The 14353-nt window shown below is 35.9% G+C and carries 14 protein-coding genes; 7 read left to right on the top strand and 7 right to left on the bottom strand.

Annotated elements, in window-relative coordinates:
• Positions 1–37: 37 nt before the first annotated feature.
• Positions 38–1525, bottom strand: a complete 1488-nt coding sequence (locus tag OB_RS03270; RefSeq protein WP_011065013.1) for a DEAD/DEAH box helicase — start codon at positions 1523–1525, stop codon at positions 38–40.
• Between the two features lie 451 nt (positions 1526–1976).
• Here OB_RS03270 and OB_RS03265 point away from each other — a divergent pair, with 451 nt between their 5' ends.
• Both OB_RS03265 and OB_RS03260 read left to right on the top strand, forming a co-directional pair.
• Positions 1977–2888 (top strand): DMT family transporter, encoded by a 912-nt coding sequence (locus OB_RS03265; RefSeq protein WP_011065012.1) that lies wholly within the window; start codon positions 1977–1979, stop codon positions 2886–2888.
• An 82-nt stretch (positions 2889–2970) separates the two neighbouring features.
• Positions 2971–3828, top strand: a complete 858-nt coding sequence (locus tag OB_RS03260) for a DegV family protein (protein WP_011065011.1) — start codon at positions 2971–2973, stop codon at positions 3826–3828.
• A gap of 124 nt (positions 3829–3952) precedes the next feature.
• Here OB_RS03260 and OB_RS03255 read toward each other — a convergent pair whose 3' ends face one another.
• From OB_RS03255 to OB_RS03240, 4 genes are all read right to left on the bottom strand, one after another.
• Positions 3953–4645, bottom strand: coding sequence for an alpha/beta hydrolase (locus OB_RS03255; protein ID WP_011065010.1), 693 nt, complete (start codon positions 4643–4645; stop codon positions 3953–3955).
• 107 nt (positions 4646–4752) lie between these two features.
• Positions 4753–5118 (bottom strand): YppG family protein, encoded by a 366-nt coding sequence (locus OB_RS03250; protein WP_011065009.1) that lies wholly within the window; start codon positions 5116–5118, stop codon positions 4753–4755.
• Positions 5119–5200: 82 nt separating this feature from the next.
• Positions 5201–5476: a glutaredoxin domain-containing protein gene (locus OB_RS03245; RefSeq protein ID WP_011065008.1), complete on the bottom strand. Its 276-nt coding sequence runs from the start codon at positions 5474–5476 to the stop codon at positions 5201–5203.
• Between the two features lie 429 nt (positions 5477–5905).
• Entirely contained in the window at positions 5906–6358 is a 453-nt protein-coding gene (locus OB_RS03240; protein ID WP_011065007.1) for a MarR family winged helix-turn-helix transcriptional regulator, read from the bottom strand.
• A 243-nt stretch (positions 6359–6601) separates the two neighbouring features.
• On the opposite strand from OB_RS03240, the gene phnD reads away from it, so the two are divergent.
• The 5 genes from phnD (at position 6602) to OB_RS03215 (ending at position 12000) form a co-directional block, all read left to right on the top strand.
• A complete protein-coding gene (gene phnD, locus OB_RS03235; protein ID WP_011065006.1) occupies positions 6602–7564 on the top strand; it encodes a phosphate/phosphite/phosphonate ABC transporter substrate-binding protein in 963 nt (320 codons plus the stop codon).
• A gap of 361 nt (positions 7565–7925) precedes the next feature.
• A complete protein-coding gene (gene phnC, locus OB_RS03230; RefSeq protein WP_011065005.1) occupies positions 7926–8702 on the top strand; it encodes a phosphonate ABC transporter ATP-binding protein in 777 nt (258 codons plus the stop codon).
• Positions 8699–9514: a phosphonate ABC transporter, permease protein PhnE gene (gene phnE / locus OB_RS03225; RefSeq protein ID WP_011065004.1), complete on the top strand. Its 816-nt coding sequence runs from the start codon at positions 8699–8701 to the stop codon at positions 9512–9514. The genes phnC and phnE (OB_RS03225) overlap by 4 nt, the downstream gene beginning before the upstream one ends.
• Positions 9514–10320 (top strand): phosphonate ABC transporter, permease protein PhnE, encoded by an 807-nt coding sequence (phnE, locus tag OB_RS03220; protein WP_011065003.1) that lies wholly within the window; start codon positions 9514–9516, stop codon positions 10318–10320. Before phnE (OB_RS03225) ends, phnE (OB_RS03220) begins: the two co-directional genes overlap by 1 nt.
• Before the next feature lie 99 nt (positions 10321–10419).
• A complete protein-coding gene (locus OB_RS03215; protein WP_011065002.1) occupies positions 10420–12000 on the top strand; it encodes a bifunctional metallophosphatase/5'-nucleotidase in 1581 nt (526 codons plus the stop codon).
• A gap of 642 nt (positions 12001–12642) precedes the next feature.
• Here OB_RS03215 and OB_RS03210 read toward each other — a convergent pair.
• Positions 12643–13227, bottom strand: coding sequence for a PepSY domain-containing protein (locus tag OB_RS03210; protein WP_011065001.1), 585 nt, complete (start codon positions 13225–13227; stop codon positions 12643–12645).
• A gap of 443 nt (positions 13228–13670) precedes the next feature.
• On the bottom strand, positions 13671–14294 hold the full coding sequence (locus OB_RS03205; RefSeq protein ID WP_011065000.1) for a PepSY domain-containing protein: 624 nt from the start codon (positions 14292–14294) through the stop codon (positions 13671–13673).
• Between the last annotated feature and the right edge of the window lie 59 nt (positions 14295–14353).

Raw genomic sequence — 14353 nt, 5'->3', positions numbered from 1 at the left:
TTGCAAGTTCCTACACAGGCACTCGCACCTTTGTTATTTAATTATCTCTATTACGTCGTTGGTAGTTACCTTTTCCTTTTCGGTTGCGACCGCCTTGACCGCGTCCTCCTTGGTTTCGTCCACCTTGTCCACGACCACCATAGAAACGTTTGTTATTAGAACGTCCTTTAGTTTTATTATCTTTTTGGTTTTTCGCTTTCTTCACGCTGATTGGTGCGACAGAAGAAATACGAACTGGAGTATCACGACGCTCTTTTGTCATCATGCTGATAGCAGCTGAAACAACAGTAATTGAATCATACTCATCCAATAATTCTTTCGCTGCATCTTCGTATACTTTTAAGTCTTTCTCATTAATTGCATTCTTTAGCTTTTCAATAGTTACTTGCTGTTGGCCACGACGAGCATCTTGATTTGTCGGTGGTGCCATACGCTTCATTTTACTCTTTGTCGTTTGTTCAATTAGATTTAAATGAGCCATTTCTCTCGGGGTAATGAAAGAAATTGCTTCACCCATTTTTCCAGCACGTCCTGTACGTCCAATACGATGTACATAACTTTCTGGATCTTGTGGTATATCAAAGTTATAAACATGAGTTACACCAGAAATATCTAATCCACGTGCTGCCACATCTGTAGCGACTAATACATCTACACGACCTTGCTTAAATTTCTTCAGTACAGACATACGTTTTCCTTGTGTTAAATCACCGTGGATTCCTTCTGAGCGATATCCTCTCGCTTGTAATCCTTCAGCTACTTCATCCACACGCTTCTTCGTACGAGCAAAAATAATCGCAAGTTCTGGTGAATTAATATCCAAATGATTGTTTAGTGTATCAAATTTATACTTCTCAGGAATTTCAATGAAATACTGATCAATATTCTCTACGGTCATTTCTTTCGCTTTAACTTTAACTTCTTTTGGTTCCTTCATAAGCGTAGTAGCGATATTACGGATTTCTTTTGGCATTGTCGCAGAGAAAAGTAGAGTTTGTCTTTCTTCTGGAATCCCTTTTAGAATCTCACGTATATCATCAATAAAGCCCATGTTTAGCATTTCATCAGCTTCATCTAGAACGGCCGTATGCACTTGATCAATACGAATCGTTTTTCTGCGCATATGATCTAATAATCTACCCGGGGTAGCCACTACGATCTGTGGACCATCTTTCAGTGCTCGGATCTGTCGGTCCATTGGTTGGCCACCATATATTGCAAGAGCTCTAACACTCTTGAATTTCGCTAAACGATTTATTTCTTCTGCAACTTGAATAGCAAGTTCACGTGTTGGTGCAACAATTAAACCTTGCACCTTTCTTAGTTTTGCATTAATTTTATTGATTAACGGAATACCGAATGCTGCTGTTTTACCTGTTCCTGTCTGTGCTTGGCCAATAACATCATGGCCTTCTAGTGCATGTGGAATAGTTTCCGCTTGAATTGGTGTAGCTTCCTCAAACCCCATTTTTTCTAAAGCTTTCATTATTGGGGCGGAAACACCTAGTTCGTTAAATTTTGTCACCTAATAGTCGACTCCTTTTTTGTGAATATTCATCGCAAAAGAGGCCCTGTGATTTTCTCATACTTTATTCCATCCTTCATTGGTAGTACAACTTCAAGAGGTGGAACCCTATTAGAGCAATGGGTTACCATCTTCCATTGCACGATTTAAAAATTGCTGAAATGAAACTTACCTCATCGTCAGCAATTAAAGGGAATAATAAGACCTTTATGTGGTTATCCATAATAATTGGCTTTTAACTAGTAAAGTATAAAAAAGGCTTCACCGTTTGGTAAGAGGCCTCGAAACGAATGCTCTCATTATCATATCATAATTAATGGACATATATCTACTCTATGGCTTAAAATGATTTTTTTAATAGTACATGATAAAATAGTATATACAATTTATTACGAATAATGCCTAATATAAAAATGTATTGAATCAACATGAAATTAAAGGATGTCATATTATGCGTAAACCACCTTTTAATCCATATATTGCAGTTGGAATAGGGGTTCTATCTATCTCTACTTCAGCTATATTTGTAAGGCTTGCTTCAGAAGCCCCCGCCTCTATAATAGCAAATTACCGGTTATTATTTGCTGTACTCTTATTATTACCCATAGTTATTGGAAAATATCGTCATGAATTCAAAAATATAACAAGAAAAAATTGGTTTTTATCTATATTAGCAGGTATTTTCCTTGCAATGCATTTTATCTTTTGGTTTGAGTCATTAAACTATACATCCGTTGCCAGCTCCGTAGTACTAGTATCGATGCAACCAATATTTGCTTTTATTGGGACATATTTTTTATTTGGCGAACGGTTCTCTTCTGGAACTATAATAAGCATTGCTATTGTGATTATAGGAAGTATCATTATCGGTTTCAATGACTTCCAAATCTCTGGGGATGCATTTTTTGGAGATATATTAGCATTGCTTGGTGCGGTAGCAGTTACCATTTACTTTTTATCTGGTCAACAAGTACGGAAGCATGTCTCTTTAATTACCTATACATTTGTAGTTTACGGTGCCAGTACTGTCACACTTATTCTATTTAATATTATAAAACAAGAAGATTTTTTTCATTATCCTGCCGATCATTGGTGGATATTCATTGCTTTAGCAATAATCCCTACTTTCTTAGGCCATTCCTTATTCAATTGGTCATTAAAATGGCTAAGTACGGCAACAATTTCCATGGCAATTGTTTTCGAACCAATTGGAGCGAGTATATTAGCAGTAATCTTTTTGGGAGAAACTCCGACTTGGGCACAATTACTCGGTGGAACAATTATCATTTTCGGATTATTTTTATTTATTGTAAGTATCTCAAGAAAAAAACAGGTAACGATTTCAACAAAACGTCATAAATAAATTCATTAAATACTAAAATCGTATTATTACTATACATTAACTGTTATAATGAAGTTCAGTTAATATAAAAGCAGGTGAAGAGATGCATATTCAACTAATGACAGATAGTTCTGCTGATATTCCAGCATTTTTAAGTGAAAAGTTAGATGTGAAAGTAGTCCCACTCTATCTTCATTTTAGTGATGGACAATATACAAGTGGGGTTACAATGGGGATTGAATCTTATCATGAAAAAGTAAAAGAACTAGGGGAATTGCCTCGTTCTGCCGCGCCTAGCCCTCATAATTTTTATGAAGAATATAAGAAAGTCCCAGCTGATAGACCTATTATTATGCTTAGCCTTTCAAGTGAACTAAGTAGTACGTATGATCATGCTTTAGCTGGTAAGGAGCTATTATTGGAAGAAGAACCGGATCGTGTTATCGAAGTGATCAATACAAAAACCGCGTCATGTGGAATTTCACTGTTATTGCATGAAGCGGGTAAAAAGTTAGATGAAGGCTATTCATTTGAACGTCTCGTCGAGCATTTACATGAACGAGTGGAACAAACAACGACTTTATTTGTATTAAAAACACTAGAAAACCTCGTACTAGGAGGCAGACTGGAAAAGATGAAAGGTCGAATTGCCAAAACTCTCAATATCAAAATATTAATGAAAGCTACTGATGAGGGTTCTATTGAAGTTTCAGAAAAAGTACGTGGCGATAAAAAGTCCATTCGTCGATTTATTGATCAAATTGGTGAATACACGAAAAATACCGAAAACAAAATTATCTCTATGACACATTGTAGAGACGAGGAACGTGCAAATAGTGTTCTTCAAGAAATACGTCAAAAATATCGATTTAAAGATTCTCTTCTTGCTGAAACAGGACCTTTAATCTCTACTTATGGTGGAGAAGGTGCTATTGTAATGGCATTTTTCAAGGATAAATAAAAACGAAATAGCGAGTGTGGATCTATCTTTTAGCTAGATCGGTCATAGGCGAATTTCCTTTTTACTACCAGCACATTATCCTATAAAAAAAACGTATGCTCTACCAGGTAAGAGCGTACGTTTTTTATTGTTGTTGAACGAGGAATTGATACACCATCCCATTTAAGGTATCTTTATCCTCTCCCAAGCATATTAAATGCCTAGACCTTTCAAACACGACAACTTCTTTTTCTTCAGAATGAATTTCCTTATCTAAATAATACGCAGTTTTATATGGAACCATCCCATCAAGTTGTCCATGTGCAATTAAAACAGGAGAATTCACCTTATCCAAGTATCGCCTCGTAAAGCGAACCAATTTCATAAATTCAATATTTGCTTTTAAAGGTACAACACCTAACTTCTTCTTATAGTGATTATACAGCTTGTTTTTGCTTAAATCGCCACGGATACCATCACCTATACATGTCGCAATATCTAAGCCTATTTGCTTGAAACTCAAATATTTGCCTGAAGGTGCTAGTAACACAAGTTTGTCTATTTGATATTTAGCTGCTAAATAAGCAGCTATCATTCCTCCCATAGAAAAACCAATTACGTACACCTTTTCATATTTCTTTTGTAAAGGTTCAAGAGCTGCTTCTGCCGATTGAATCCAATTTTTGTAAGAAGCATTTTTAAGACTAAGCTGTTCCCCATGCCCTGGTAAGGTAGGAACTTCTACATGCCAATCTGTATTCTCTCTTAAGAAGTCTGCTAAAGGGTCTACCTCATATGGACCTCCTGTGTAGCCGTGTATGATTAAGCACGCTATCATAACGATTTCTCCTTTTTTGTATGCTTCCCCAAAACGACTGTTCTCCCTAGATGGAAGAACAGTTTTATTGTACCTATAACTGATACAGGTTATGCGAGTTAGCTTAATTAACGAAAAGCTTTTACGAACGTACTAAATTCTTTTATTATTGGTGATACTTGATGGTACGTACTAGCTAATTGTCCAACTGTATTCATTACCTTATCAAACTTTAAAGGATTTTCTCCTTCCCCGTTGTTAAATTGCTGATTAGGCTGAGTCGTATTCGGTGTAGTCCCCTGCCCTTGCTGATTTACCAAACTCTGTAATGGTAATTCCGGTTTTGCAAAAATTTCGTATGGGGTAGAGGGGTGTTGTTGGGTATTCCAAGTATTAGTTAATTGATATAAAGGTTGTTGTTGGGGTATTTGTCTATAGTTATAATTGTTCTCAGGAAAAGTATTCATTTGACGTGGGTTCCAATGACGTTGCATGATTCACACACCCTTTGGTGATGTACTTTTTATAATAGTATATGATCGGCCAAAATTAGGTGTGAATCTTATACGTAATAGATTAAGAGTTAAATCCATCAAATAAAGAAGAATAATGCGAAACATCATCTAAGCCTAATGCATACTTCAACTTATTTTTTTGATAACCTAATATAAATTCTCCATCTATTTCTGTAGCTGGAGTACCATAGATGCCTTTCGTTTGTAATTCCTGCAAATATGTTTTATCTACCGTTACATTTTTCATCTCAAACGTTATTTTATATTCATTCAATAGCTCTATAACTTTTTTGGAGGGTTCGTTAACTTCACTAACATAGACTACTACTTTACTCATTGTCATTTCCTCCTGATGTAGTTTGAATTTGTTCTACGTACTATCTTGTACCCATGAAATTATCATGTTAAACATCAACTTAACAATTTTGAAACGTTACTGTTATAATCCCCTAAAAATTAACTTATATTACTCTTATGTAAGGTTGTGATTAATTTTAGATACTTGAAACAATAACAATATATCTTTACGTTACTATGTTATTTTTTGGGATATAATTTACAAAAATGTGGTCAGAAGAAGTATTTTCGAAAAAACAAGAAGATTTCTGTGAGGTAACTTAGGTGAGATCCCTTATTGCTTTAGCAGCTAGGGATCTCACTACAGTTGTGCTGGATGAGCGAAGTATATCTATGAATTGTTTTAATCCAATTCATTCGAACCTCTTTAGTTGTCCATACACATGATTAAGAATAATATAGCTAAATATTAAAGTTCTCGAATTGCCGTCCCTAACTTTTTTAATAATACGATTGCTTCTTCCTTTTCGTGATAGTCTAATCCATGCATAATTTGTTTGATCTTATCCCAATGTCCAGGAAAAATAGAATCGAGTAATTCTGTACCCTTGTCAGAAATGACAGCATAGGTAACTCGCTTATCTAATTCACACTGTTCTCTCGTTAGATAACCTTGTTTTTCAAGCTTATTTACTACATACGTAATACTTCCGCTTGTTAACAAAATTTTATCGGCGATTTTTTGTAAGGGTTGTTGCCCTCGATGATACAATAATTCCAAAACAGCGAAATCAGTTAAACTTATTCCCCTTGACTTGACATCTAACTCTACTTGTTCCATCACTGTTTTGTACGCTTTGGATAATATAACTAGTAACTTTAAGGATGGATCTTGTTTCTTCGTTACCAATTCCAATTCCATCTATACTCCACTCCCTCACTTATACTACTCCCCCTTGTTTATTATATCGGTTTCCAACAAAAAAGCATAAATTATTACAAATATTACATAACTAACCAATTATTAATAATACAAAAATTCCGATGTATCTAAAATTAAATTGTTAAAACAAAGTTAATTTACAGAAATTGACTAGATTTTTAGTTGAAAATATTATTTAATAGAACTGTAAGATATTTCTTTATATTACATAGGAGGGTCAAGATGAAGAAATTTTACAGTTTATTAATTATTCTCGGACTTGTATTATTTTTAGCAGCGTGTGGTGGTAGCTCAGACGAAGATACCGGTGCTGATGATTCAAGTACGAATGATGATGAATCCAATGGAGAAGAAGCAGCTGAAGGTGAAATTCCTGAAACGCTTGTAATGGGATTTGTTCCATCACAGGATTCTGACACAATTGCAGATACAGTAGAACCCCTAGCAGAGAGATTAGGAGAAGAGCTAGGAATTAATGTAGAAGGACGAGTTATGACCAATTACAACGCTTTAGTAGAAGCAATGGGAGCGAATCAAGTACACGTTGGATTTATCCCAGCATTTGGTTATGTGCTTGCTAGTGAACAATATGATGCAGAAGTTATTTTAAAATCCATTCGATATGGTTCTGGAACTTATAAAGCACAATATGTCGTGCGTTCTGATTCTGGTATTGAAAGTTTAGAAGACTTAGAGGGCAAAGTATGGGCTTATGCAGATCAAGGGTCTACTTCAGGTTACTTATTTCCAGCTAACCAATTAATGGAGGAATTTGGTTATGACACAGCTGCTGAACTAGAAAGTAATTTCTTCGGCGGATCAATTGCTTCCGGTGGACATGACAACTCTGCTATTTCTGTTCTAAATGGAGACGCAGACGTTGCTACGACATTTGATGATGTAAGAACAGAACTGGAAGAAGAATATCCAACTGTAATGGAGGATTTATCCATTCTTGGTTACACAGACGAAATTCCAAATGACACAATTTCTGTAACAAAAGAACTACCAGATGATTTTGTACAACAAATAAAAGAAGCGTTCTTATCCTTTAATGATGATGAAGAGATGATTCAAATTATGAACGATGTATATAATTGGGACGAAATTGATGAAGCATCTGACGAAGAATACGACGTTGTTCGAGAAACATACCAGAAATTCAAAGATAATATCGAACTTTAATTCAACGCATTTCAATCGACTACACTAATAAAAGTGGCTGGGACATAACAAAAAGATTTGATCAAAAGACGGATGTAATTAGAATCCGCGTATGAAATATACGGAGACTCCTTGAAAATCAAAAAACGATTTTCTGCGTGCGATGATATCGAAGTCTTCCTTGTGTTGTAGGAAGAGGGTCTAGTTGAGACACCGATACATGAGCAACTGGATGCTCATCAACCGCCTTAGGATAAGCGGAGTATATTTCTAAAGCGAGGTTTCAAAAGCAAAACATTCGTATTATCTTTTGATTAAATACTTTTGTCTCAGCCTCTTTTTCCTAGTGTTTTGACTTATTTTGTAATGGAGGATTACTACTATGATCGAGTTTAAGGATGTCGGCCTTGTCTATCCAAATGGAACAGAAGGCCTAAAAAATATAAATGTAAAAATCAATGATGGAGAATTCGTTGTAATTGTCGGCTTATCAGGTGCTGGTAAGTCTACATTCATTCGTAGCATTAACCGATTAGTTACTCCAACAACGGGTGAGCTAATCATTGATGATGAAAATATTTTAAACTATAGCGGTAATAAATTACGAATGTTACGGACAAAAACAGGCATGATTTTCCAAAATTATAACCTCGTTAAACGTTCTAATGTGTTTAAAAATGTATTGGCAGGCCGTCTTGGGCATACAGGAACCATCCGCTCCATCTTTAATCAATATAAAAAAGAAGATGTTGCACTCGCTTACGAAAGTCTGCATCGTGTTAATATCGCAGAGAAAATCTATAACCGCGCTGACGAACTAAGTGGCGGACAGCAACAACGAGTGAGCATTGCTCGTGTTCTCACGCAACAACCAAAATATATTTTAGCTGATGAGCCAGTCGCATCACTCGATCCTCCCACTTCTCATCAAGTAATGACTTATTTAAAGAAAATTAACCGTGAAGACAAAATTACAACAATCGTAAACCTCCATTTTATTGATATGGCAATGGAATACGCCGACCGTATTATAGGAATGCGAGCTGGTGAAGTTGTATTCGACGGTCCTGTATCGGAGGTTAGTGAAAGTACCTTCGAAGAAATTTATGGTCGCTCCATACGTGAAGATGACCTACGTGGGGGTGCAAAAGAGTCGTGACAAACTCCAAGCAACCATTAAGTAAAAAAGAAATCCCATCTCTTTATCCAGCAAAAACAAAAATGCAGGTCACTGTTATCTTCTTTGTTGTACTAGCTATGTATTTATATAGCATGATAAGTACACAACAACAAATGACAAGCGGATTTGGAAATGCATTATCAAATATGGGACAAGTAATTGAAAAGTTTTTCCCGCCAAATCCATCAGTTATCATGCCAATACTACCTGCTATTATTGAAACGATACAAATGGCGATTATCGCAACTACGGTGGCTGCTCTCTTCACTGTGCCACTATCATTACTGGCAGCACGCAATATTACAACAGTCAAACCATTATATTACATATCTCGTACATTTTTAAATATATTACGTACTATTCCAGATTTGGTTCTTGCAGTTATTTTTGTTGGATTATTTGGTATTGGGGTTTTCCCTGGTATATTAGCACTAATTGTATTTTCAATTGGGATTCTTGCAAAATTAATTAGTGAAACAATTGAAGCTGTTGATATGAATCCACTAGAAGCAATGCGCGCATCGGGGGGAAATGTATTTCAGGTAATCTGGTATGCATTGGTTCCACAAGTGTTACCACAGTTCACTTCACTCGTGCTTTACGTATTTGAAATTAATATTCGTGCATCACTTGTACTTGGTCTAGTAGGTGCTGGTGGTATTGGTTTAATTCTGAATCAGCAATTACAATTCTATAATTACCCAAATGCCATGATGATTATTATTGTTATTTTTGTAGTTGTAATTATCATTGAGTATATCAGCACGAAAATAAGGGAGGCGTTATTATAATGGAAAATAAAAATCTTTCCTTACCTCCAAAACCAAAGAATTCTTTAGCGAAAAAAGTCCGTAATATCATTATCGCCATCCTAGTTATTGCAATGTATATTTGGACATTTGTGACCATTGATGTTGATTGGGGACGTGCAATCGAAAGAGCAATTAACAACTTCCAACGAGTCATCCCAGAGTTATTTAGTCCTGATTGGTCTGCTTTAAGTGACGTATCTGGAAGTATGTTAGAGACTATCTTTATCGCGTTCGCTGGGTCATTAATGGCCGCCGTGATAGCTGTACCATTATCATTTATTGCAGCGCGCAATATGATGGGTGGTAAAATCACATCGGTCATTGGGAAATTTTTCTTATCTGCCGTACGTGCATTTCCGGAAATCATCCTTGCTATATTATTCGTAGTAGCAGTAGGACCGAATGCATTTGCTGGGGTTCTCGCTATTGCGATCGGTTCAACAGGGATGCTCGGAAAAATGTTCTCTGAAATTATCGAATCCATTGATATGCAAGTCATCGAAGCAATGGAGGCTTCCGGTGCGAATAAAGTTCAAATTTTGTTCCATGGAGTACTTCCGCAAATCATACCAGAATTCCTGTCTTATGCCATTTATCGTTTTGAAGTAGATATACGTGCTTCTTCCATACTTGGTATTGTTGGCGCAGGTGGTATTGGTACAATGATTATGTTTGCGTCCAGTAACCGTAACTGGAATGAAATGGGTATGATTTTGCTGGCGATTATAGTTGTAGTAACCATCATTGATTTTGCTTCTGCAAGAATTCGTCGTAAAATTGTATAAGAAACCTATTAATAGTTTTCGTCCTCGAGTAAACTCCTTTATGCTCGAGGACTTTTTAACGATTATCGTCAAGTAGTACTATAGAAAGGATGTTTTTGATTGCACCAATCAGCTGTAACTATTTTATACACAAGTGATGTACACGGACACGCAATGCCAATACAGTATGGGACAAACAAAAAAGAAGATATTGGACTTGCTAAATATGCAACCGTGGTAGAAGAACATCGAGAATCCGAAGAGAATTTAATTATTATTGATAATGGTGATTTAATACAAGGCACACCACTTATGACACATTATGTGAAGGAACATTTAGATAAGCAAAATCCTATGGTAGGAATAATGAATCAATTACACATAGACGCAGGAGTAATCGGTAACCATGAATTTAACTTTGGAAAATCCGTTTTACAACAAGCCATCCATGAATCTAATTTCCCTTGGTTATCTGCTAACATAATAAACAACCAAACAAAAGAACCTGCATTCGGTCCGCCTTATATTATAAAAACATTTCATAATGGAATAACTGCAGCAATTGTAGGGGTGACTACCCATTACATTCCTAATTGGGAGACTCCTGAGCATATTGAAGGTTTATTATTTGAAGATGCATTTGATACGTTGAATAGTTGGGTTTCTTACATTAGAGAGAACGAGCAGCCTGATATTGTAATTGCTGCTTATCATGGAGGATTTGAAAAAGACTTACATACAGGAGAAGCTACTGAAGATTTAACTGGTGAAAACCAAGGCTATCAAATAGTTGAAGAGATTGAGGGCATCGATATTTTGCTCACTGGTCATCAACATCGACGCATTAATGAGGTTAATAATAATATCATCGTTTTACAACCAGGAAACAATGGACAAGCATATGGAAAAGTCGAAATATCCTTGACCAAAGATAATAATAGTAGTTGGATAATCGAGAATAAGAAAGGTGCTATTCATGAACTTACCGGTGTAAAATCCAACCAGCAAATACTTAACTACATGGAAGCATTAGAAGCTTCTACGCAGACATGGTTAGATCAACCTATCGGGAAGATTGATGGCGATATGATTATTCATGACCCCTTTCAAGCACGTATTAAAAAGCATCCTTTTATAGAATTTATACATAACGTACAAATGGATGCAGCAGAAGTTGATATATCCGTATCTGCGTTATTAAACAATACGTCAAAAGGATTTTCCTCAGAAGTTACGATGCGAGATATTGTATCTAATTATATGTATCCCAATACGTTAACTGTATTAGAATTAACGGGGAAAGACATAAAAGAAGCTTTGGAAAAAAGCGCAGAATACTTTACAATTAAAAATAATCAAATTACCGTCAATCCTAATTATATCGAACCAAAACCACAACATTACAATTATGATATCTGGCATGGAATTGACTATACGATGAATATATCAAATTCACCAGGTGATCGTGTTTCCAATATGCGATATCACGGTGAACCAATAAAATCCGATGATACATTTCACGTTGTATTAAATAATTACCGTGCATCTGGCGGTGGTAATTACGATATGTTTAAACATAAACCAGTAATAAAAGAAATACAAAGAGATGCAGTAGAACTTATACAAACATATTTTGAAAAACACCCCCGTGTTGCTGCAACTACGACAAATAATTATCAGGTGGTTATGGATCACAATTAACGAGGAACATCAATTAGAATTGAAATTGGAATTGGACAGCTTGGTTCATGATTCTTAGGTACTGAATGACGAGCCAACCCTGGCAATTTAGTAAGTCCGTTCTAGTCATGAATCAAGGGCTGTCTATTCACCACTTTTCCGGATTTCTCAAGCTTTTTTGGGTAATAGAGCCAGTCTATTGACTACTTTTTCCGATTTCTTAAGCTTTTTTGGGGAATAGAAACAGTCTATTGACCACTTTTCCGGATTTCTCTAGCTTTTTTGGGTAATAGAAAAGAAACCTTGCTATTCTAAATTGAGATAACAAAATTTCTCGTCAAAAAACGGATAAAAGCCAAGATATGCGTAAGTATTATACGGGAGACTCCTTGAGAATCAAATTCGATTTTCTGTGTGCGATGCAATGCTGTTGAAGTCTTCCTTGTCCTGTGGGAGAAAGAAATGGTTGAGCCCCCGATGCATGAGCAACCGGAGACTCAACAGCCGCCGCTGGGTAAGCGGACTATATTTCTGAAGTAGTATTTCATAGCCTATCATTCGGATTTGTCTTTTTCCTGAATACTTTTGCCCCAATCCCTTTTACATTATGATCTATTTTAGAAGACTACTTTTATATTATTCACCGTATTTCAGGAATTTTAATTAATCATCATAACGATCGTCATCGTCATCGTCATCATCGTCGTCAGTTTCTATATCCATTTCCAACACATTTCCTGTTACCGCGTCAATTTCAAAATCTGCTTCTTTATTTCCGTCTCTTACTTCGATTTCATATACATACTTACCATCATCTTCATCTAACTCAAATTCTACAACTTTACCAGAAAATTGTTCTAAAGCAATTTCTTTTGCTTTTTTATCACCAATGAAGTTTGAGCTATCCACGTTAGAATTTTTAGTCCCCTGTTTATTTTCTAGTTGAAATTTCTCTACGTTTTCTTTAATAATTTCTCCTGTTTCTGCATCAATTTCCAAGTCATATTCTTCGTCGTCATTGATTACCTCTACTTCGTAATGAGTTTGATTGTCATCTCTGTCTAATTCAAAATCAGTAATATCACCCTCATACTGTTCATTAACGATAGAAGTGATATCCTCCGAAGATAACGTTGGCTGTTTGTTATTTTCCGAAGCTGAAGCTGCTTGATCCGATTGTGAAAACCCTACCCCAATCGCTGTTGATATTGTTAATGCTCCTACTAGTACTGCCAATTTCTTTTTCATTTAAAATTACCTCCTTTTTGTTGTTAACTACATCATATCCAACAAGGATTATAAGACTCTTTGATAAAGATTAGAAATTCATGAGAATTTATAGAAAGGTATTTAATATAGCCATAAAAAAAGCAGAAGGCCCCATTTATCACCTTATGTCCTGCGCCCCTGGTTTTCAAGGGGTGGTTCGACTGGTCGAACTTCTTTATTTCTTTGAGATTAAGGAAACACGATTAGCGGATGCGAATCAATGTTGATTTTCACCGAAGGGCATAAGTGCGACTTAGCCTCACCAAGTACGTTCGGCAGTCTTCTGTATCATAAGGAGGCTTCCGGAAGGACATTAGGTGACAGGCGCTGGATGTGGCTGAATAGCTTCGTACGTTTATCCACTGCTCCAAAATTTTATAATTCCTAGCCCATAAAAAAAGCTACCAATATGCATTAGTAGCTTAATCATCATCATCTTCCGTTTCAATTACGATAACATTTCCGGTGTAGGCATTAATTTCGATAGTTGCTTCCTTATTGCCATCAACTATTTCAATTTCATACATCATTGTTCCGTCATCTTCATCTAACTCCAGTTCACTTACGGTTCCAGAAAACTGATTTAATGCAATTTCTTTTGCCTCTTCTGATGAGATGATGGCATTGTTTCCTTGTTCAGATGATGGTTCGTCTTTATCAGCTTTATCTGTATCATCATTATTATCTTGGTTATTATCCGTATTTGTATCTTCATCCGTTGTTGTATCATTGTTATCGTCTGGTTCTACATTCTCTGCTTTTTCAGCTTCTTTTTGATAAATATCTAATACCTTACCTGTGTTTCCATCTAATACCACTTTGTAACTGCCATTTTCTTGTCTTACTTCTATTTGATATACAGGCTCGCCGTCCTTTAATTGCAGATCGGGCTCATTTTGAGTTCCAGGATATTGCTCTTTAACTAGTTGTTTTATCTCCTCTTGAGATAACTTTGGCTCACTGGAAGAAGCTCCTGTACGATAAATAAAAAACAAACTAACAACTAATATTACTACTGCCCCAATGAGCAATGTACGTTTATTCATATGCTTCACCTCTACATGCAAACTTTATCATACCAATCATCACAAAATACCAATAAAAA

Origin of the sequence: Oceanobacillus iheyensis HTE831, from assembly GCF_000011245.1 — a bacterium.
Taxonomy (GTDB): Bacteria; Bacillota; Bacilli; order Bacillales; family Amphibacillaceae; genus Oceanobacillus; species Oceanobacillus iheyensis.
Note: the sequence above shows the minus strand (reverse complement) of the source record. Positions and strands in the feature narration are given on the sequence as shown.

Bases quoted from the DNA above. Each gene is read 5' to 3' on its own strand.
- OB_RS03245 (WP_011065008.1), bottom strand. From the start codon at position 5,476: ATGAGTAAAGTAGTAGTCTATGTTAGTGAAGTTAACGAACCCTCCAAA.
- OB_RS03240 (WP_011065007.1), bottom strand. From the start codon at position 6,358: ATGGAATTGGAATTGGTAACGAAGAAACAAGATCCATCCTTAAAGTTA.
- OB_RS03255 (WP_011065010.1), bottom strand. From the start codon at position 4,645: ATGATAGCGTGCTTAATCATACACGGCTACACAGGAGGTCCATATGAG.
- OB_RS03260 (WP_011065011.1), top strand. From the start codon at position 2,971: ATGCATATTCAACTAATGACAGATAGTTCTGCTGATATTCCAGCATTT.
- phnC (WP_011065005.1), top strand. From the start codon at position 7,926: ATGATCGAGTTTAAGGATGTCGGCCTTGTCTATCCAAATGGAACAGAA.
- OB_RS03250 (WP_011065009.1), bottom strand. From the start codon at position 5,118: ATGCAACGTCATTGGAACCCACGTCAAATGAATACTTTTCCTGAGAAC.
- phnD (WP_011065006.1), top strand. From the start codon at position 6,602: ATGAAGAAATTTTACAGTTTATTAATTATTCTCGGACTTGTATTATTT.
- OB_RS03265 (WP_011065012.1), top strand. From the start codon at position 1,977: ATGCGTAAACCACCTTTTAATCCATATATTGCAGTTGGAATAGGGGTT.
- phnE (WP_011065003.1), top strand. From the start codon at position 9,514: ATGGAAAATAAAAATCTTTCCTTACCTCCAAAACCAAAGAATTCTTTA.
- OB_RS03210 (WP_011065001.1), bottom strand. From the start codon at position 13,227: ATGAAAAAGAAATTGGCAGTACTAGTAGGAGCATTAACAATATCAACA.
- OB_RS03205 (WP_011065000.1), bottom strand. From the start codon at position 14,294: ATGAATAAACGTACATTGCTCATTGGGGCAGTAGTAATATTAGTTGTT.